Origin of the sequence: Marispirochaeta aestuarii, from assembly GCF_002087085.1 — a bacterium.
In the GTDB taxonomy this organism is placed as follows: Bacteria; Spirochaetota; Spirochaetia; order JC444; family Marispirochaetaceae; genus Marispirochaeta; species Marispirochaeta aestuarii.
Window position 1 is genome coordinate 31812 of sequence record NZ_MWQY01000026.1, and the last position, 20346, is coordinate 52157.

At 55.2% G+C, this 20346-nt stretch carries 19 protein-coding genes; 16 read left to right on the forward strand and 3 right to left on the reverse strand.

Annotated elements, in window-relative coordinates; genetic code table 11:
• The first annotated feature begins 123 nt into the window (after positions 1-123).
• Together B4O97_RS19545 and B4O97_RS17320 are read left to right on the forward strand one after the other, a co-directional pair.
• Positions 124-1416 carry a histidine kinase gene (locus tag B4O97_RS19545; protein WP_158084377.1) on the forward strand — a complete coding sequence of 431 codons (1293 nt, stop codon included), beginning with the start codon at positions 124-126 and terminating at the stop codon, positions 1414-1416.
• Positions 1413-2165 (forward strand): LytR/AlgR family response regulator transcription factor, encoded by a 753-nt coding sequence (locus B4O97_RS17320; RefSeq protein WP_083052771.1) that lies wholly within the window; start codon positions 1413-1415, stop codon positions 2163-2165. The genes B4O97_RS19545 and B4O97_RS17320 overlap by 4 nt, the downstream gene beginning before the upstream one ends.
• A 16-nt stretch (positions 2166-2181) precedes the next feature.
• On the opposite strand, the gene B4O97_RS17325 is transcribed toward B4O97_RS17320, so the two are convergent.
• Positions 2182-3177, reverse strand: coding sequence for an AEC family transporter (locus B4O97_RS17325; protein ID WP_083052772.1), 996 nt, complete (start codon positions 3175-3177; stop codon positions 2182-2184).
• 114 nt (positions 3178-3291) lie between these two features.
• Here B4O97_RS17325 and B4O97_RS17330 point away from each other — a divergent pair, with 114 nt between their 5' ends.
• From B4O97_RS17330 to B4O97_RS17340, 3 genes are read left to right on the forward strand one after another with little or no spacing between them, the layout of a single operon-like run.
• The gene (locus B4O97_RS17330; protein ID WP_143305799.1) at positions 3292-4038 is read left to right on the forward strand and encodes a phosphotransferase; all 747 of its coding nucleotides are present in this window, start codon (positions 3292-3294) and stop codon (positions 4036-4038) included.
• 41 nt (positions 4039-4079) lie between these two features.
• The gene (locus tag B4O97_RS17335) at positions 4080-5090 is read left to right on the forward strand and encodes an aldo/keto reductase (protein WP_083052774.1); all 1011 of its coding nucleotides are present in this window, start codon (positions 4080-4082) and stop codon (positions 5088-5090) included.
• A 21-nt stretch (positions 5091-5111) separates the two neighbouring features.
• Positions 5112-6719 (forward strand): mannitol dehydrogenase family protein, encoded by a 1608-nt coding sequence (locus B4O97_RS17340; RefSeq protein WP_083052775.1) that lies wholly within the window; start codon positions 5112-5114, stop codon positions 6717-6719.
• A 33-nt stretch (positions 6720-6752) separates the two neighbouring features.
• On the opposite strand, the gene B4O97_RS17345 is transcribed toward B4O97_RS17340, so the two are convergent.
• On the reverse strand, positions 6753-7538 hold the full coding sequence (locus tag B4O97_RS17345) for an SDR family NAD(P)-dependent oxidoreductase (RefSeq protein ID WP_083052776.1): 786 nt from the start codon (positions 7536-7538) through the stop codon (positions 6753-6755).
• Positions 7539-7566: 28 nt separating this feature from the next.
• On the reverse strand, positions 7567-8598 hold the full coding sequence (locus B4O97_RS17350) for a zinc-dependent alcohol dehydrogenase (RefSeq protein WP_083052777.1): 1032 nt from the start codon (positions 8596-8598) through the stop codon (positions 7567-7569).
• 245 nt (positions 8599-8843) lie between these two features.
• Between B4O97_RS17350 and B4O97_RS17355 the strand changes: the two genes are divergently transcribed.
• The 11 genes from B4O97_RS17355 (at position 8844) to B4O97_RS17405 (ending at position 20194) form a co-directional block, all read left to right on the forward strand.
• Positions 8844-9125, forward strand: coding sequence for a TM1266 family iron-only hydrogenase system putative regulator (locus tag B4O97_RS17355; protein ID WP_083052778.1), 282 nt, complete (start codon positions 8844-8846; stop codon positions 9123-9125).
• Positions 9100-10509: a [FeFe] hydrogenase H-cluster radical SAM maturase HydG gene (hydG, locus tag B4O97_RS17360; RefSeq protein WP_233143108.1), complete on the forward strand. Its 1410-nt coding sequence runs from the start codon at positions 9100-9102 to the stop codon at positions 10507-10509. Before B4O97_RS17355 ends, hydG begins: the two co-directional genes overlap by 26 nt.
• Complete coding sequence (gene hydE / locus B4O97_RS17365; protein WP_083052780.1) at positions 10502-11533, forward strand: [FeFe] hydrogenase H-cluster radical SAM maturase HydE; 1032 nt, start codon at positions 10502-10504, stop codon at positions 11531-11533. The genes hydG and hydE overlap by 8 nt, the downstream gene beginning before the upstream one ends.
• Positions 11530-12852 carry a lyase family protein gene (locus B4O97_RS17370; RefSeq protein WP_083052781.1) on the forward strand — a complete coding sequence of 441 codons (1323 nt, stop codon included), beginning with the start codon at positions 11530-11532 and terminating at the stop codon, positions 12850-12852. The genes hydE and B4O97_RS17370 overlap by 4 nt, the downstream gene beginning before the upstream one ends.
• Before the next feature lie 16 nt (positions 12853-12868).
• A complete protein-coding gene (gene hydF, locus B4O97_RS17375) occupies positions 12869-14068 on the forward strand; it encodes a [FeFe] hydrogenase H-cluster maturation GTPase HydF (RefSeq protein WP_083052782.1) in 1200 nt (399 codons plus the stop codon).
• Positions 14069-14134: 66 nt separating this feature from the next.
• On the forward strand, positions 14135-14767 hold the full coding sequence (locus B4O97_RS17380) for an SGNH/GDSL hydrolase family protein (protein ID WP_083052783.1): 633 nt from the start codon (positions 14135-14137) through the stop codon (positions 14765-14767).
• Positions 14768-14870: 103 nt separating this feature from the next.
• Positions 14871-15989: a uroporphyrinogen decarboxylase family protein gene (locus B4O97_RS17385; RefSeq protein ID WP_083052784.1), complete on the forward strand. Its 1119-nt coding sequence runs from the start codon at positions 14871-14873 to the stop codon at positions 15987-15989.
• Between the two features lie 127 nt (positions 15990-16116).
• Positions 16117-17115 carry a TRAP transporter substrate-binding protein gene (locus tag B4O97_RS17390; protein ID WP_083052785.1) on the forward strand — a complete coding sequence of 333 codons (999 nt, stop codon included), beginning with the start codon at positions 16117-16119 and terminating at the stop codon, positions 17113-17115.
• 127 nt (positions 17116-17242) lie between these two features.
• Positions 17243-17755: a TRAP transporter small permease gene (locus B4O97_RS17395; protein WP_083052786.1), complete on the forward strand. Its 513-nt coding sequence runs from the start codon at positions 17243-17245 to the stop codon at positions 17753-17755.
• Positions 17752-19041 (forward strand): TRAP transporter large permease, encoded by a 1290-nt coding sequence (locus tag B4O97_RS17400; protein WP_083052787.1) that lies wholly within the window; start codon positions 17752-17754, stop codon positions 19039-19041. Before B4O97_RS17395 ends, B4O97_RS17400 begins: the two co-directional genes overlap by 4 nt.
• Positions 19042-19063: 22 nt before the next feature.
• Positions 19064-20194: a uroporphyrinogen decarboxylase family protein gene (locus B4O97_RS17405; protein WP_158084378.1), complete on the forward strand. Its 1131-nt coding sequence runs from the start codon at positions 19064-19066 to the stop codon at positions 20192-20194.
• Positions 20195-20346: the final 152 nt, after the last annotated feature.

Consider the following 20346-nt stretch of genomic DNA (forward strand, 5'->3'; position numbering starts at 1 on the left):
AGTGCTATTTTCTTTATTCTTTTCCTCTTGAGCTTTGTGACAATCTCTCATCATTTTACTAACTCCATTTCTTCACCTATTATGCAAGTAAGCGATAAATTAAACACCTTTATTGGTAGAAATGTGGAAAGCGAATATAATGGTCAAAATGACGAGGTGGCCATGCTGGAGGCGAGTGTGGATGACCTGATCGAGCATTATACTCACCTGGCAAGACTGGCCGGCCGGCTCTCCCGGGGTCATATAGAGACTTCCCTCCTTTCGCTCCCCCGGCAGGGAGTGGTCGGAAAGGCCCTCAAGGAGGTCGCCTCCTATCTTAAAGGGCTGGCAAAGACCGCAGACTGGATCCGGGACGGAAAATACGGCGCCCAGGTCAAGGAGAAGTCGGAACAGGATGTACTTGCCCGGAGTTTCAATATTATGTCCAGGGAGATTGCCGAGAAGATCAGCACCCTGCGGAGCATGTTTGAGGCTATAGATGAGGGGATTATTCTGGCCGACTGCGAGGGCCGGATCCTGGAGGCAAACCAGAAGTTCCTCTCCCTCATGGAGGTGGGAGATCCGGGAGAACTCGATTCTATCGACATCTTTACTCTGATTATTCCCGAGGAGGAAATCCAGGGGCAGATCAGAAAGGGACTGCCCGTGTATGATTTGTATTGCACCATCTTCAATCGTAAGAATGAGCGGATTCCCGTCAAAGTGAACGTGCGTCCCCTGAATACGGCTTCCGACGGGGGTAATAGCGTAATGATGCTGATTTCAAATGAATCCCTGCGGGTACGAATGAAGCGCGAACAGGAAACCCTGGCAGCCCAGGCCCTGGAGGCTGAATTAAGGGCTTTGCGGGCCCAGATCAATCCCCATTTTTTCTTCAATACCCTGAACACCATAGCCCATCTTATCGAAACGGATTCCCCCACAGCGGTGGGGGTTGTGGAAAAACTTGCCGGGATGTTCCGTTACACCCTGCTGTCCACAAAGCATAAAACTGTACGACTGCACGAAGAGCTCCTGCATGTGCGGGAGTTCCTCGCCATAGAGAAAATCCGCCACGGCTCCCGGTTGGAAGTCGATTTCAGAATTGAGCGGTCTGTTGAAGAATCCGGTATTCCTCCCATGCTGTTGCAGCCGATTGTGGAAAACAGTATAAAACACGGAGCGGATAAAAACGGAATAATCCGCATCATGCTGAAAGCCTGCAGGGAACAGGATGATCTCTGTATAGACATTTCGGACGCCGGCGATTCGGAAGTCGATATTGCAGGTCTGCTGGACAACAGCCGCACGGGCCTGCAGAATGTAAACCGGCGTTTGATGACCCTGTACAGAAAGCATCTCGAGTTCATCAGGAGGAATACAGGTGGTCTCATGGTCAGGATCAGGGTTCCCCTGGACGGGGAGGGAACAGGATGATACGTGTACTTATTGCGGATGATGAAAAACCTGCCAGGGGACGTTTAGTCTCTTTTATCTCCGAGTATCCGGAATTCCTGATTCTCGGAGAGGCTTCCGACGGACAGGAGACTGTTGCCCAGGTGAACCGGTTTGAGCCTGATGTACTGTTTCTCGATATCCAGATGCCGAAGAATAACGGATTCGAAGTCCTCCAGCAGCTGACCTGCGACCCTGTAATAATATTCACCACGGCCTATGATGAGTACGCCATTGCGGCTTTCGATGTCCATGCCCTGGATTATCTTCTCAAGCCCTTCAGCAAGGAGCGGTTCAGCAGTACTGCCGCTCTGATCAGGAAAATTCTGCTGGACCCCATGGACTACAAGGAGCGGGTACGCAGCGCTGTCGGACAGATCGCTTCAGGGGATGCATATCTTGAACGGGTCACGGTGAAGGACAGACATGTATACTCCATTATCCCTGTGCAGAATATTCAGTGTATAAAAACCGCCGGCGGGCTGGTATATATTCAGACAAAGGAGCGGGAGTTTCAGACGGATACGACCCTGAACCAGTTTGAGCAGCGCCTCGATCCTTCCATGTTCATGCGCATACATCGAACGGCGATAGTCAACCTGGAAAGGATCGAGAAGATTCTACCCTGGGGGCAGGGACGTTTTGCCCTTGTGCTGGAAAATGGGAATTCCCTCCATATCTCCCGGGACCGGCTGCAGGAGTTCAAGTCCCGGGTCGGTCTGAAAGTCTGATTCAGTTTCGCAGGTTCTACAGATAGTATCCCAGCACAACGAAGAGGGGCAGGGTAACCGCGGCTCCCAGGTAGCTTAAAATAATGCCGCTGCCAGAGTAGGGCAGCTGCTCCGGTCGGCCGTAGTTCTGGATGGCGATCATGATGTTGGTGGCCGGCGGTACGGCGGCCTCGATTACCAGGAAGAGCTGCATCCATCGCCAGGTATCTGCCATGGTCATAGGTTCTCCCGGAAGCAGGGAGGGGCCGCCGAAAAGCAGGCGCAGTGACAGCATGGCCAGGAGTACGACCAGGGGATAGAGTACCTGCCTCACCAGCAGAAAGGGACCGAACTCCCTGTGACGGGTCAGGCTCTCATGGGGTACCCCGGCCAGGATTCCTCCCAGCACGATCATGATTCCGTCCATGGCAAAGCGGGAGTACTGTTCCACCGGAGAAGCGATAATCCTGGGAATATGGTCGTAGAGCCCGGTGGCGGCCAGGACTATCCCCGAGGCGATGCCCACAAAGGGGATGGTCAGCCTGAAGCGCATCTGCAGGGGTTCCCCCGGAACCCTCTTGATGATGTTGACCGCGAAGCTCCAGAAGATCAGCTGGTAGGCCATTACGTAGGTGAAGAGAAATATCAGAATCGGCTCCGGGGCAATGGCCTCCAGGATGGGGAGGGGTACATACCCAACATTGTGGATGGCGAACAGCAGAATGAACTCGCTCTTGTTTTCCTCCTGCAGGCTGGAGAATATCCTGGTGTGCTTGAGCAGCCAGAGGACCAGAAGGTACTGCAGATAGATGGTAACGACGCACATGACAAAGAAGAGGGGCATCCAGTGGGCACCCCTGGAGAAGGCGTCATCCCAGGAGATTCCGTAGCGGGAGATATAGTAGAGGGGAAACAGGACATTCACAATAGCCGCGGAAAGCCAGGGCAGCAGCTTTCTGCGCATCCACCGGGGGTGAAAGATGATATATCCTGATACAACAAGCCCGATCAACCGTAAAAACGCTGCTGCCATTGAGTCCTCTGTATTCTTCTGGTATTCATTTTTCTGCTCTTCAGTGTAGACTAATTACTGATAAAAGCCAATCCGGAGTTACGCCGGAAACCTTTGAGGGGGAAGATTTTTCGGATGGATAAAGGACTTATTCGGACCGGCAGCGGTTCCAGCTCTGAAGTTTTTAAAGCCTCCGATACGGAAGCCTTCAAGCTCTATTATCCCGGCTACAGTCTGCTCGAGGTTGTCCGGGAGTACGAGAATACCAGTTTTGTCCGCCGGGTATATGAAAAGGCTCCCTGGGTACAGGAGCCGGGACAGCGGGAGGGCAGAATTACCCTGCCCCTCGAACTGATTCAAGGACAGGGGCTGGCGAAAATCCTGCGTTTCGGGGATGCCCGGGAAGTCGGGATGAGTCTCGGTATAATGCATCGGGACCTGCATGTACGGCCCTCCGAGGGTTTGCCCCCGGCGAAGAGTGTTTTTGAACCGGTAATCCTGGATTCCCCGGGTATTCCCGAAGGCAAACGGAAAAACTGCCTCTCCTTTCTACGGGAGCGGCGGGATGACCGACTCTGTCATGGCTGTTTTCATCCGGGAAACATAGTCCAGACAAACTCCGGCTGGCGCCTGATCAACTGGAAATATGCATTTTCCGGGGACCCCCTGGCTGATGTGGCGGCCACCGTCTATCATCTGCGTTCCTCCTCCCGGGCCGGGCGTCGCTCTCCCGTTCTGGAGCCTCTGTTGCGGGACAGGCTGATTCGCTGGTATCTGAAGGGGTATTTCGGAAAAGAGGAAATTCCCCGGCAAGATATCACAATCTGGATGGAAATAACGGCCATCAGGTTCCGCGGATTTGCCAAGGAGAGACTAAGTTAGTATCCTGTTATATACGAATACATAGATAAGGAGTCATGTATATGTTGAAACGACCATTAGGAAATTCCGGAATAGAGGCCTCTGTTGTCGCCTTCGGTGCCTGGGCCATAGGCGGCTGGAAGTGGGGCGGGACTGATGACGATGTCGCGGTACGGGCGATCCACGCGGCCATTGACCGGGGTATGGACTTTGTTGATACCGCGCCTATTTACGGGTTCGGCCATTCCGAAGAGGTAGTCGGCCGGGCAATCCAGGATCGCCGTGACAAGGTTGTTCTGGCAACGAAGTGCGGTATGCGCTGGGACGAAAAAGTGGGACGCTACTTCTTCTCCCACCAGATGGATACCCCCCAGGGCCCTCAGCCGGTGGACATTCACATCTACCTTGATCCCGAATCGGTTCGCAACGAGGTGGAACAGAGCCTTAAGCGTCTGAAGACCGATTACATTGACCTGATGCAGACACACTGGCAGGAACGGGTCTCCACTCCCATCGAGGACACCATGGAGATGCTGATCAAACTGAAGGATCAGGGAAAGATCCGGGCCATCGGGGTCTGTAATGCCGACCCGGAGGAGATGAAACAGTACCAGTCCGTGGGTCCCCTGGCTTCCGACCAGGAGAAGTTCTCCATGCTCGACCAGGAGCACGCCGCTAAGCAGAGGCAGTTCGCCGCCGAAGAGGGGCTGGCGTACCTGGCCTATTCTCCCATCGGACAGGGGCTTCTCACCGGTAAGGTTGGTCCTGACCGGCAGTTCAACCCGGGCGACCAGCGCCTGGACAACCCCCGCTTCAGTGTTGAGAACCGCAAAAAGGTTATGGCCATGCTGGATGAGTTCCGGCCTGTCGCCGATGCCCATAGGATCAACCTGGCCCAGCTCGCCATCGCCTGGACTTTTCATCAGCACGGCTGTACCCATGTGCTCGCGGGGGCCAGAAACGAAGAGCAGGTTACCGAAAACGCCGCCGCCGGAGATGTAAGCCTGAGTAAGGAAGAGTTGAGCCTTATGAAGCAGGTTCTGGATAAACACCTGCCGGGTCTGAAGCTCTAAACAGATGAATGAGGGCAGTACATGAAGCTGACTCTGGAAGGACTTACAAAGGATATCCCGCAATGGAAGGCCGGCGGGTATCAGCTGCCGAAATACGATATCGAGAAGGTCAGGGCTGCAACCCTGGCCTCTCCGGTCTGGGTTCACTTCGGTTCCGGTAATATCGCCAGGGGGTATCTGGCGATGCTGCAGCAGAGGCTGCTGGATGCCGGCCACTCGGACCGGGGTATGATCATCTGTTCATCCTGGGACGAAGAGGTGGTGGACAGGGTCTTCCGGCCCCATGACAACCTGAATGTGGCTGTAAGCCTGCATGCCGACGGGAGTGTGGACAAGCAGGTTCTGGCAAGCGTGGCGGCCTATATTAAAACGAATTCCGAACTGCCTGAACTGCTGAGGATTTTCGAGAACCCCTCACTGCAGATGGCCAGCCTGGCCGCTACGGAGAAGGCCTACTCCCTGAGGGATGCTTCCGGAGGCTATGCCCCCGAGCTCGCTTCCGCTCTGGAAGCCCCCCCTCGACAACCCGGGCACCTGATGGTACTGATCGCGTTCCTTCTGTACCGCCGCTACCTGGCGGGGGCTGCTCCCCTCGCTCTGGTGAGCATGGATAACTTTTCCCATAACGGCCTGAAGCTTTTCAGTTCCGTTCACGAAATAGCAGAAAGCTGGGTAAAGACGGGGAGTGTGGAAAAGGCTTTTCTGGAATATATCGGTGACCCGGCAAGGGTCTCCTTTCCCTGGTCAATGATAGACAGGATTGTGCCGAAGCCTTCGGAACAGGTCAGGGAGATGCTGATTGATGACGGCTACGAGAGCGGCGATATCATCACCACGGCCAGGGGCTCAAAGGCCACCACCTTCGTCAATCTCGAGGAGGCTGAGTACCTGGTCATCGAGGACTCTTTTCCCAACGGCAGACCCGCCCTGGATAAGGCGGGGGTTATCTTTACCGACCGGGATACCGTGGACAAGGTGGAGACCATGAAGGTCTGCACCGGTCTGAATCCCCTGCATACTACCCTGGCCATATTCGGCTGCCTGCTGGGCTACGACAGAATCTATGAAGAGATGAAGAATCCCCTCCTGCGGCGTTTTGTCACCCGCCTGGCCTATGATGAGGGACTGCCGGTGGCGGCCCATCCGGGGATAATCGATCCGGAAGAGTTTGTTCACGAGGTTTTGACAAAGCGCTTTCCCAATCCCTTTGTCCCGGATATGCCCCAGCGTATCGCCTGGGACACCTCCCAGAAGGTTCCGGTGCGCTTCGGGGTCACTTTGAAGGCCTACGCAGCACGGGGCGCCGATGCCCTTGGGGGGCTGGTCTACATTCCCCTCTTCATTGCCGGCTGGCTGCGCTATCTGCTGGGGGTCAATGATGAGGGAAAACCCTTCGAGATCAGTCCCGACCCCCTGGGGCCGGTGCTGCAGGAGAAGCTTGCCGGAATTTCCCTGGGGAATTCAGGTCCCTATACGGAAAACCTCAAGCCGATTCTGTCGGATGAAAAGCTCTTCGGCATCGACCTGGTTGAAAGCGGTCTGGCCGAGAAGATCTCTGTAATGTTCGGGGAGATGGTAAAAGGCCCGGGGGCTGTGACCCGGACCCTTGAAAAGTATTGCAGGGAATAAAAAAGCCGGCGTCGCGAAGACGCCGGCTTTTTTCTAAACAGTCACCTTCATGGCTCCGGTGGTAAGCCCGCCGTCCACCATCATAAGCTGTCCTGTCACATATTCCGAGGCCTCGGAGGCCAGGAAGACCGCCATACCCGCAAGGTCTTCGGGTTTTCCCACCCGCTTTTTGGGGATGCGGTCCACGATGTAGTCCACCCAGGCCTGGTTTTCGTAGAGGACCCTGGTCTGCTCCGTTTTGAACCAGCCGGGACCCAGGGTGTTGACGTTAATACCGTCGTTGCCCCACTCATCCGCAAGGCTCTGGGTCAGCTGGCGGATTCCGCCCCGGCTCGCGCAGTAAGGTCCGATGCCGCCGGACCCGAACTTGCTGGTTCCGGAACCGATGTTGATGATGCGTCCGTACTTCTGCTTCAGCATCGATTTTTTTGCCACCGCGGCGCACATGAAGAAAGCGCCCTTGAGGTTGGTGTCCAGCACCATGTCCCACTCTTCGCCGCTCATCTCGATGGTGGGCTTCCGTACGTTGCAGCCCGCGTTGTTCACCAGGATGTCGATGCGTCCGTATTCCGCCATCACTTTGTCGGTGGCCTTGTCGATGCTGTCCAGGTCCCGGACATCCAGAGCCACCGGCAATGCGCGTCTTCCCAGGGCTTCTATCTCTCTGCAGGTACCTTCCAGGGAGGATTCCTTCCGGCTGGTAACCGCCAGGTCCGCTCCGGCTTCTGCCAGGGCTTTCGCAATCGCCAGGCCAAGTCCCCGGCTGGCGCCGGTTACCAGGGCTATTTTTCCGCTTAAATCAAACATGGATGTTGTCATAAACCGCGTTCTCCTTGTTGTGTTTGGTTCAGGGTTCCAGAATAACCTTCATGAGTCCGGCTTCCCGATTGTAGAGCCGTGTGAAATAGTCGGCCCCTTCTTCCAGAGGTGCTACCTTGGAAATCAGCGAATCCACATCTACGCGTCCGCTCTGGATCAGCTGGAGAGACGAGGCAAACTCCCCGGAAGAGGCGTTGGAACCCCTCAGGGTAATCTGGTGGGAGACTATATGCTGCAGGGGCAGCTTGATCTCAGGCGCCAGGTTTCCGATGGCCGTAACGTTGCCGCCCTTACGGACGCTGTAGAGACAGGCATGCACGGTACTCTCCATACCCACCGCGTCCAGGGCAATCTGGGCGCCCAGGCCGCCGGTCAGTTTTTTCATTTCTGCGGGTATGTCGTCTTTTTTTGGATTGAAGGTGCCGGTGGCGCCGAAATCCATGGCCTGCTTCAGGCGCCCCTCATCCACGTCGGCCACGTATATGCGTCCGCAGCCCGCGGTGCGCAGGACCTGCAGGGTCAGAAGCCCGATAATACCTGCGCCCATCAGAAGGGCAGTGTCACCGATGGTTATGGGGGTTATGCTGACCCCGTGGACAGCCACCGCCAGGGGTTCGATCATGGCGGCCTGGACGAAACTTACCTCATCGGGCATTGGATACAGCACGATGGCGGGAACCACCACATATTCGGCAAAGGCTCCATCCCGGTGATACTCGTCGCAGGCGACCCCCAGGACCTGGCGGTTTTCGCAGAAGTTGAAGTTTCCTTCCCGACAGTAGCGGCACTCTCCGCAGAAGAGGGTGGAGTCAAAGGTCACCCGGTCGCCTTTGGCATACCCTTTTACCCCGGGGCCGAGCTCTTCGATTACACCTGAGGCCTCGTGCCCCATGATCAGCGGGGGAATCCGCCGTCCGGTGCTGCCGTCAAGGCCGTGGATGTCGCTTCCGCAAATACCGCAGGCCTTTACCTTTATAAGGACCTCTCCCGCCTTGGGGGAGGGTTTCGGCGCATCGATTATTTCCTGATGATTGTACTCTTTCAATTGCAGGGCTTTCATTCTGTGCTCCTTTTATATCCTGATATTACCTATGAACTGTTGATCTTGCATACAAAGATACGATCATATGTATGATACCATACAAGTTTAATGGATGCAGCATACAATCTCAATATCGGGAAAAAATAAATTCCGGTATTGACAGAGCAGGGATAATTCGCTAAAAATATATCGAATGCTGAGATCGGACCCAGGTCCTTCAAGGCTTCCAATCTTTCCATTCCTGATCCGGAGGTACTAATCTGATGGAAAAGCGTTTGGGCGTCGTTTCTATTCTGCTTGAATCCAGAGATTCCGTGCGGACCATGAACACGATCCTCTCCGACTTTGGCGAGTTAATCCTGGCTCGTCAGGGGCTTCCCCTGCGGCACAAGGGTATTCACGTCATATCTCTGGTTGTGGAAGGCACAACCGACGAGATAGGTGCGCTGACGGGAAAGCTTGGGCGTCTGGAAAAAGTCCAGGTAAAATCCGTTCTCACCAGGTATCGGGAGGACGATAGTGACGAAACTGAAGACAAAGCCTGATTTTATCGACAGGAAAAAGCTTGAACATCTGGGCTCTCTCAATGAGCCTGACGAGGGTAGGCGGCAGGAAATCATCTCAAAAGCCAGGGAGCTCAAGGGACTCGATCTGGATGAAGCCGCAGAACTGCTTGCCTGCTCCAGCCCGGAAGCGGTACAGGACCTGCTTTCTGCGGCAGCCTTTGTAAAGCAGGAGATCTACGGTCCAAGGATGGTGTTGTTCGCCCCCCTCTATGCGGGCAACAAGTGCTGCAACGACTGCCTCTACTGCGGTTTTCGCAGAAGCAATACAGAATTGACCCGTGTGACCCTTACGCGGGAGGCGATTGCGGCAGAGACCCTGGAACTCCTGCGACAGGGTCACAAGCGGCTCCTTCTTCTGACCGGCGAGGCCGCCGAGTACACCATGGACTATACCCTCATGGCCCTGGAGACCATGTACTCGGTCAGGGACAGAAAGGGTTCCTCCATCAGGCGCATAAACGTCGAACTCGCCCCCATGTCGGTGGACAATTTCCGGCGCCTCAAGGAAGGAAAAATCGGGACCTATACCTGTTTCCAGGAGACCTATGATCCGGACCTGTACCGGCAGTACCATCCTGCGGGGCCCAAGGCAGACTACCACTGGCGCCTCGAGGTAATGGACCGGGCCATGGAGGCGGGGATAGACGATGTGGGCCTTGGAGTCCTCTTCGGGCTTGCGGATTACCGGAAGGAAGTTCTCTCCATGCTGATGCACGCCGCCCATCTGGAGGAACGCTTCGGCTGCGGACCCCATACCGTGAGCGTACCCCGCCTTGAACCGGCTTTGGGCGCCCCGGTGAGCGAATCCGTTCCGTATCCCGTTTCCGACCTGGATTTCAAAAAGCTCGTCGCGGTTTTGCGGCTCACCCTGCCCTATACGGGGATTATTCTCTCCACCCGGGAATCGGCACAGCTGCGAAGTGAACTCTTCCGCTATGGTGTAAGCCAGGTTTCTGCCGGGTCCCGGACCAACCCAGGCGGCTACGGCGAAGAACAGACCCGGGAAGAGGAGTTCAGCCACAGCCAGTTCTCCCTGGGGGACCACCGCAGCCTGGCGGAGGTGGTGGACAACCTGGCGGATTACGGGCTGGTTCCATCCTTCTGTACCGGCTGTTACCGGATGGGGCGTACGGGAAGCGATTTTATGGACCTGGCAAAGCCGGGGCTCATCAGGCAGTTCTGCCTGCCCAACGGACTTGCCACCTTCGCGGAGTATCTGGAGGACTATGCTCCGGAAGAGCTGAAAAAGAAGGGCCTCACCCTTATCGAGAGAATAGCCGCGGACCAGCAGGAATCCATAGCCTCCATGATCAGGGAGAACAGCGCCCGGGTTGCTGGCGGAGAGAGGGATATCTATGTCTGATATCTCCCGCTGGGAGGAACTGTTCCTGCAGGGCAGGCTCGATGAGCTCAGTGCGGCAGCTATGGACTTGACCCGGACGCACTTCGGCGATTCAGTATTTCTGCGGGGACTCCTGGAATACAGCAACCACTGCAGCAGCAACTGCCTCTACTGCGGAATCCGCAGGGACAATTCCCGGGTTGAACGCTACCGTCTGGATGACCGGATGATCTACGCCGCCGTCGATTCAGGATTTTCGCGCGGACTGCGCACCTTCGTACTTCAGGGCGGGGAGGACCCCGAGTTCGGTACCGATCGGATGTGTCGCATTGTCCGGGAAATAAAAAAGCGGACCGGCGGGATGGCGGCTGTAACCCTGAGCTGCGGCATCCTCTCCCGGGAGGACTATGCGGCCCTCAAATCCGCCGGGGCGGACAGGTACCTGCTGCGCTTCGAAACCTCGGATCCGGAACTGCATCGTAACTTAAGGGATGGCGTCAGTCTGGAGCGGAGGCTGAAGGCTCTTGATGACCTTCGCAACCTCGGGTTTCAGACGGGTTCCGGCTTTATGGTGGGACTCCCCGGAGAAGACGACGAGCTTGTCCTGCGGAATATCCGCCTTGCCCGGGAACTCGAGCTGGACATGATCGGTATCGGGCCCTTCATCCCTCACCCCCAGACACCCCTGGCCGAGTCTCCCCAGGTTCCCCTGGAGAAGACCCTCCTTGCCACGGCGATGCTGCGCATAACCTGCCCCAAAGCCCACATTCCGGCCACCACCGCAGCCGGAAGCCTGGAACCCGACGGCAGGGAAAGAATGCTCCGCTGCGGCGCCAACGTGCTCATGCCGAACATCAGCCCCGTGGAGGTAAAGCCCCATTATATGCTCTATCCGGGGAAGATCTGTCTGGATGAGGACGGCCTGCACTGCATCGGCTGTCTGGCAGGACGAGTGGCCTTGGTGGGACGGAAGCTGGATTTTGACCGGGCGGACGGACGTGTTATCCATGAGCGTGCCGGAGCAAAGGAATCTGCATCCGTATGAGCAGGCTGTGGAAACAGGAAACTGCGAAGGCCCTGGAGAACTTCGGACCCGGCGGGCTTCCCCGGCAGCTGATCCGGGCCTATGGCGAAGTCAAGCGGGCTGCACTGGCGGCGGTACACCGCCATGATCCTGAACTCTGGACGGAAGAGGCCGCCGCAGCCATTGCCGGAGCCTGTACCGCGATTATAAGGGGAGACCACGATGACGCCTTTCCCATCTCCCTGTCCCAGGGCGGGGCGGGGACCAGTATTCACCTTAACGTGAATGAGGTTATCTCCTCCCTGGTGGAACAGTCCTGCGGCTGCAGTCTTGATCCCCTGGAGGATCTGGCCAGGTTTCAATCCACCAACGATACCTTTGCGACAGCCGTCAATGTGGCCCTGCTCCGGGGACTGGCGGAGATAGAAAAGCAGGTGATCGCTCTGCAGGAAAAGCTCGTCCGGATGGAGACAGAATATGACGCAGTTCTGATGACGGGCCGTACGGAGATGCAGGATGCCCTGCCCCTCGGTCTGGGACAGCTCTTCGGTTCCTGGGCAGGAATGGCGGAACGGGACCGCTGGCGCCTCTCCAAGCTTGCAGAAAGGATACGGGAAGTCCCCCTGGGGGGAACGGCCATCGGGACCTGCTTCAATGCTCCCCGGGATTACATGAACGATGCCCTCCGGACCCTGCGGTCCATTACCGGGCTTCCCCTGGCGCGGAGTCAGAACCTTCCCGACGCGGTGGCCCACAAGGATTCCCTGGGGGAGTTGGCTTCAGGTTACGCTCTGGCCGCCGGAAATCTGCTGAAGATTGCCGGAGACCTTCTCTATTACACCAGCAGCCCTGTGGGGGAGTTTCAGCATCCGGATCTTCAGTGGGGTTCCAGCATAATGCCGGTAAAGGTGAACCCGGTGCTCCTGGAGTTTGTCCAGGGACTTGCACTGCGGGTAGAAGGGGATGGGAGGACCTCATGTGTCTATGCCCGGGAATCCCGGCTTCAGCTGAACTCCATGCTTCCCTTTCTTGCAGAGAGCATCTTCCGCCAGGAGTCAGCCCTTTCCGCCGCCCTGAAAGCCCTCTGTCGCTTTCTGGACGAGGTGAAGATCAACACCCAACGCATGGAAGCCAATCTCGCCTCCTCCCCGGCACTTCTTAACGCCCTTCTGCCGAAGCTGGGCTATCACCGGCTGAAACCCCTGATCAATGAGTTTGCGGCTCAGCCGCCCCGGGACTTTGAGGAATTCCGGCGTCGGGCGGCTGCAGTATTGGACCTGGATCCGGCTCTTCTGGACGGGTGGCTCAGTCCGGAAGAGCTTATCGGCCAATCCTTTTAAAGAACGAGGCAGGAATATGAAATCAACACCCCTGGCGGAACAGTCCCGGATCGTACTTCTTGGAATCCGAAACGCCGGCAAAAGCTCACTGATGAACGCCCTTTTCGGAAAGAAGGTCGCCATCGTTTCCGGGCAGCCCGGCACCACCACCGACCCGGTGACCCGAAGCTTCGAGATTCCCGGCCTTGGCCCCGCGGCGATAGTGGATACCGCAGGTATCGACGACGAAGGAGAGCTGGGGACTTTGCGTATAAAGGCTGCCATGGAACGGACCAGAAGCGCCGACATGGTGATCATGGTAAGTCCGGGCCACCTGAGCCCTACGGAAGCAGAAGAGCAGCTCTACTCCCGGCTCTTCGGCCGGGCAGCTGAAAATGGGAAGGCCCCGGCCCTGCTCGTGCTGACCCATGGCAGGGAAAACCTTGACAAAAAGAAACGAGGCTGGCTTGAAAGCACCGGTGGCTTTTGCGTGGAGAACCCCGAAGCTAAGGGAATTGCCGAACTGATTGCGGCCATCGGAAAAATCGCCCCGGCGGCCGAACCGACACCCCTGGAGGGGCTTGTCAGCGAGGGCGACCTGATACTCCTGGTAACCCCCATCGATCTGGCGGCCCCCAAAGGGCGCCTCATCCTGCCCCAGGTGGAGACCCTCAGAGATGCCCTGGACCGGGACTGCGCTTCCCTGGTGGTAAAGGAACGGGAGCTTTTCCGTTTTTATCAGGCTCTTAAGGAGCCTCCAAAGCTGGTGATTACCGACAGCCAGGCCTTCCATAAAGTAGCCGCGGACATTCCCGAGGACCAGCCCCTTACCAGTTTCAGCATCCTCTTCGCCCGTAAAAAGGGGGAACTGGACAGGTACAATCCGGGACTTGCGGCTCTCGAGAAGATGAAGCCGGCGCCCAGAATTCTCATGCTGGAAAGCTGTTCACACCACCGGCAGGCGGATGATATCGGAACGGTTAAAATTCCGCGTCTCTTTCGCCAGATGGTCCGCCGGGATGCGGAGTTCATCTTCAGCCGCCGGATGCCGGAGAAAGATGAACTGAAGGATCTGGATCTCGTAATAATGTGCGCCTCCTGTATGCTCACCCGTACGAAGGTCATGACACGCCTCGACGCCTTCAGGGATGCCGGAGTTCCGGTGCTGAATTACGGTCTGTTTCTGGCCTGGGCAAACGGGCTTTTCCCCCGGGCTCTGGAGCCCCTGGAGCAATAAGGCCGGGTATCTGTAAAGATTGACCCCGCATATCCCATGGAGTATGGTTTACCGGAGGAGTATGCCATGGCTCGTATTCTCTGTTTCGGCGATTCAAATACCTGGGGGTGGAATCCTCACGACAAATCCCGCTACGGAAAGGAGACCCGCTGGACCGGGAGACTGCAGGAGATGTTCGGAACCCTGCATGAGATTATCGAGGAGGGCCTCAACGGACGGACCACCACCTTCGATGATCACGTCTCCGGAGGCGGTAAAAAAGGATTGAGCTATCTGATCCCCTGCCTGGAAACCCACAGACCCATCGACCTTGTAATCATGATGCTGGGCACAAACGATCTGAAGCTGCGCTTTTCCCTGTCCGCCTATGATATCGCACGGGCAATGGACAGGCTTGTCGCAACCGTACTTGGCAGCACTGCAGGGCCTGCAGGAGAAAGCCCCCAGGTGCTCCTTGTGAGTCCGGCAAGGGTGGGCCCTTTATCGGACTTTAAAGAGATGTTTGCCGGGGCCCGGGAGAAGTCATTGCTGCTGGGCAGGCATTATCGTCAGGTGTCGCTTGAACGGGGGTGTCATTTTCTGGATGCCGCGGAGCTGATCGAATCGAGCCCTGTCGACGGAATCCATCTGGAAAAGGAGTCCCATGGGATTCTGGCTGAGGCCTTTGTACAGAAGATCGGGCAGATCCTTCAGTCCTGAATCCTTCCGGAAGGATAAAGAAGTTTTTTGACGATGCCCTGAAACGGTGATACTCTGAAAAGAAGCTGCACACAGTCAGCCAGTTTAACTTTGAGAGTGTCATATGTCAGACGGAAAGAGGCGTATTCAGAAGGTCTTCAGCGGAGATCTTCCCGACAGAGTCCCCCTTGATATCGGCGGTATAAACAATTCCACAATGCACTGGAAGATTGAAAAAAAATTGTGCGAAGCCCTGGGGTTCCCCTGCGCCGGGAACAACATAATAGCCGTTGATCAGCAGGTAGTCGTGCCTGATGAACGTATTCTGGAATATTTCGGCGCTGACACGCGTACAATCTATATCCGGGAATCCGGTCCGTGGAAGGAGGGCGGCGACGGTCTCTTCTACGATCAGTGGGGAATCGGCAGGGTTTTCGACGGACAATACTACACCATGAAGACCCATCCTCTCCGGGTTGATAATCCCCGGGAGGCTTTGTCCCTGTATCAGTGGCCTGACCCCCGTTCCGAATACAGGGTGGCGGGACTGGAAGAGCGTATCAGCAGCTATGCCGGCAGGTACACCCTGGTTCTGGAAGGACTGAGGGAGGTATGTTTCGGCCTGCCGTCGTGGATACGGGGAATCACGGACTTCTACATGGACCTGGTTACCGATCCGGTATTCTCTCACGAATTTCTCGACCGCGTGCTGGAATGGAACCTGGAGGTTCTGCGTTTTGTGATGGACCGGATAGGCGACTCCATCGATGTCGTCAAATTCGCGGACGATCTGGGCACCCAGGAGTCCCTGCTGATATCTCCGGATACCTACCGGGAATTCATAAAACCCCGTCATGCCAGATATGTGGAAGAGATAAAGAAATACGGATGCAGGGTACTCCTTCATTCCTGCGGTGCAGTCCGACCGCTTATTGAGGATTTTATTGAGATCGGCATCGACGCGCTGAATCCTGTTCAGATCTCCGCCGCAGGGATGGATCCCGGGGAGCTGAAGGAAGAGTACGGCGGCAGGATCGTTTTCTGGGGCGGCGGAATCGATACCCAGGCTGTACTCCCCGCCGTTACTCCAGACAAGGTTAGGGAAGAGGTCCGGCGCAATATGGAAATCTTCAAGAAGGGGGGAGGATACATTTTCGCCCAGGTTCATAATATTCAGCCGGATGTGCCGGTGGAGAATGTTATCGCCATGTATGAAGCATATCGTGAACATTCACAGTACTGATCAACAATATTCCCTATTGTTATATACAATATGCTGTATCGAAGGAACTATTTCTTGACACCTGATATTAGCGATAGTACAATTTTTTGAAGTGCAAGATTGTACTGTAGTATCGAGGGAGGAAAAGATGTTAAAGAAACTGTTATTGCTGTGTGTGATTGTGGCTTTTCTCGCCGCCGTTCCGGTTCTGGCGGAAGGGGCCAAGGAAGGTTCAGCGAAGACTCAAATCGTCAACGTTGCGTCGACCTTTCCGGATGATTCACCCCAGGATAAGGGACTCGATCTTTTCAAGAAGATCGTGGAAGAGAAAAGCAACGGCCGCTTTGAGGTTATTATACACACCGGCGGGGCAATGGGTAATGAACGCGAGACCTTCGAACAGCTGATCGACGGCTCCGTCGAGTTCGGCGCCAACGGCTCCGGCGATATCGGACAGTTCTATCCTGAATATTTCTGCTCCGAGGTTCCCTATATCTTCAAGAATGTTGATCAGTTCTGGGCTTACTGGAACGGCCCTCTTGGAAAAGAGATCTCCGATCTTATCGAAAAGGAACGGGGTGTCAAGACTGTAGGTGTCGTTCTGCGGGGTGCACGCTATCTGACCGCCAACAAACCCATCCGCAGGGTCTCCGATGTTCAGGGCCTGAAGATCCGTCTTCCCCAGCTCGAGTCCTGGATGATGGCCTGGGAAGAACTCGGTGCACTTCCTACACCCATCAATTTTTCCGAGGTATACCTGGCACTTCAGACCGGTACGGTGGAAGCACAGGAGAATCCCCCCGAGACCATTCTCAATTACAAATTTTACGAAGTTCAGAAATATCTGGTTAAAACAGAGCATATCTTCTCTGCAGCCCGTTTTCTGATGTCCAATATCTGGTTCGACCGGCAGTCTGCGGAAGACCAGAAGATGTTCCTGGATGCCATGAAGGAAGCCACCGACTATGCCAACGATCTTACCCGCGATGGCGATGCCCAGTATGTCAAACAGCTTGTAAACGATCTCGGCATGGAACTGATCGAAGTCGACAAGGATGCTTTCCAGAAAGCTGTTCAGCCGGTACTGGAAAAACTTGGCCGCGAAGAGTGGAAACCGGGACTTTACGAGCAGCTGCAGAAACTGTAGGGCCGTCTTTATCGTCCGGTTCCATTCAGTAATGTTGTGAACCTTTTCTGGTACGCCACGGTTTTTGGCTGTGGCGTACTTTTTTTGATGTTGCCGCTTAAGGCAATGTCCAAAGAGGAGCTGAAAAATGAAGAAGGTGCTTGAACTGGTTAACGCTCTCGTCCTGCTGATAATGTTTTTGCTTGTAATGACCACCATAATCTTCAGAAATATTCTGGAGATTCCATCTTCGTGGTCGCAGGAACTGTCTGAGTACATTTTCGTATTTATTGTTTTCATTGGATCCGCAGCTGTTATGAAGGACGAGGAGCACATCGGAATCGATACGGTAACCATCCTGCTGCCGAAAAAGGCACAGCGCATTGTAAGGATAATCGGTCGTCTTTTGATTGCACCTTTTCTGTATGTCCTGGTTGCAGGCAGTTTCCCCAATATCGGGGCGACCTGGAACAACTATCTTCCCACTGTTCCATGGTTCAGGATGGGTGTGATTTATCTTATTGTACTGATTTCCGGAATAATTATGTCCTATTACCTGCTGCACAATCTGATACTGGATATTCGCGGTTTGTACAAACCCATAACTCGTATTGATGAGCTTACACATCACGATTCTGCGGGTGAGGAGGATGCAGAATGATCTTTTTTATTACCTTCGGATTGATCGGCCTGCTTGCGTTGGGGGTGCCCGTTGCTTTTGCCCTGGGAGGTTCAGCTCTTTTCGGATATTTATACAACGCTGGGCCCAACGCGGTTCTGTCGGTAATATCCCGCAGAATGATGTTCGGCCTGAATAATTTTCTGCTTTTGGCTATTCCGTTGTTTATTCTCTCTGCGAAAATAATGAACAGCTCAAAGATAACCTCCAAGATTTTCGGGTTCGCCCATTCTGTCGTCGGCTTTCTCCCCGGCGGACTTGGACACGCCAATGTCGTGGCCAGTCTTATCTTTGCCGGAATGTCCGGTGCCGCCGTTGTCGACGCCGCCGGGCTTGGCCAGATCGAACTTGAGGCCATGGAGGACGGCGGGTACGACAAGGATTTCAGCGTTGCCATTACAGCCGCTTCTTCAACGATCGGGCCTATTTTTCCCCCCAGTCTGCCCATGGTTGTATTCGGTTTTATGTCCGGGGTATCGGTGGGCCGTCTTTTTCTTGGAGGTGTCGTTCCGGGCCTGATAATGACGGCGATACTCATGCTGCTGGTAAGCTGGTATGCCCACCGGAGAGGCTACCCCCGTCTGGGACTGCTGTCCGTCAAGGGGCTGGCAAAGAGCCTCATGGATGCGATTCTCCCCCTTCTGACGCCGGTTATTCTTTTAGGCGGAATCTGGTCGGGTGCCTTTACTCCAACTGAAGCTGCGGCCATCGCCGTCCTCTACGCCCTGGTAATCGGTAAGATCGCCCTGAAGGAGCTCGGGTTCAAGGAGATAAAGCAGGTATTTATCGATACGGCCCGGGAGACGGCAGTTATCGGTATCATCGTAGCTGCTTCCGGGTTCTACGGCTGGATACTTATGCGCTCCGGGCTTACGGTTCGTATAGCAAACTCCTTAATGACCCTGAGCGATAATCCCCTGATTATCTTTCTGGTGGTGAATCTCTTCCTTCTCGTTATAGGATGCTTTCTGGATCCCACCGTAGCGATATTGATCCTTACGCCGATCCTGATGCCCGTTATCCAGCGAGTCGGAATAGATCCGGTTCATTTCGGGGTCGTGATGGTCCTGAACCTGATGATCGGCCTTCTGACGCCGCCCTTCGGGATTGTCCTTTTCGTCATGCAGCAGGTTTCAGGGCTCTCCTACGGACGGGTTGTGAAGGCGACAGCACCCTTTCTGCTGCCGCTTTTTATAGTCCTTGTTCTTATCGTGATTTTTCCGGATCTGGTAATCGGGCTTCCCAACCTGCTTTATGCGGGCAGATAGCTGCTGCTCAGGGAACCTGTATATGAAGCCCAAAGAACGGGTGCGTGCAGCCATAGCGCATATCGAAACTGAGCAGCTCCCCACCTTCTCCTCCTTCACTCCCAGGCTGGCACAGAAATTGCGAGGGGAGTTGAGTATCCGGGAGGAGGATGTGGGGATTTATTTCGGAAATGATATGGTCCAGGTCGGTATCGGTATAGAAAAAAGCAATAACTATTCCACCGACCCCGAATATGTGTGTCCCTGGGGGATAACCTGGCGCAACATCAAAAACAATTTCGGATACTATACAACTATCATCGAGAACCCGCTTGCCGGTGACGAAGCAAAGCTCGATACATGGAGTGTCCCTGATCCGTCGGAGAAAAAACTCTACGGCGAAATGGAGCGGATTCTGGACCTGTACGGAGATGAGTACTGGATTGCAGGCTCCTGCCGCTGCAGCCTGTTCGAAACCGCCTGGTACCTGCGCGGACTGGATCAGTTCATGCTCGACATGCTGCTGAACGAAGAATACGTCAACACACTTCTGGACAAGATCATGGAATTCCCCCGGGCGGTGCTGCTCGAATACATCCGCATGGGCGTCGATATGGTGTGGATGGGAGACGATGTGGCGTCCCAGCAGGGGATGATGATATCTCCCGAACTGTGGAGAAAGTATCTGAAACCGCGCTATGCCAGCCTGTTCAGGGATTTCAAGGACGCCAATCCCGAAATAAAGATTGCCTATCACAGCTGCGGGAACTGCGGCGCCATCGTGGAGGAGATGATAGAAATAGGTCTGGATGTGCTTCATCCTGTCCAGCCCCAGGCTATCGATCCGATTGAGACGAAGCAGCGTTTCGGCGACCGTCTGACCCTGATGGGGGGGCTGGATATCCAGCTCCTGATGCCGAAGGGGAATCCGAAGGATGTTGAAGACGAGGTCCTGCGGCTCATGCGCGGATGCGGGAAAGACGGCGGATTTATCCTGGGCGGGGCCCATCACTTCCAGGAGGATACCCCTACGGGGAATATTCAGGCTCTTTACAGGACCATTCAGGAACACGCCCTCACATCGGATAGTTTTCGTAAGCCTGTTGAATCAACCAGGGAAGTTTTTTCCCGGCTGAAGGAAAAACTGAACCGCGATTCAAAGATCGTACCTTAGTTCAGGAAAGCCTTCCTTCGCGCTTCATAATTTGTTAATAAAAGGAGACAGTACGTGAAAAACACTTATACCCCGGAAGAAAAACGCAGCCTCCTCAGGGATACCTGGCTCATGAAGGAGACGGGTGTCGTCCCGTTCATGATAGAGCTCGG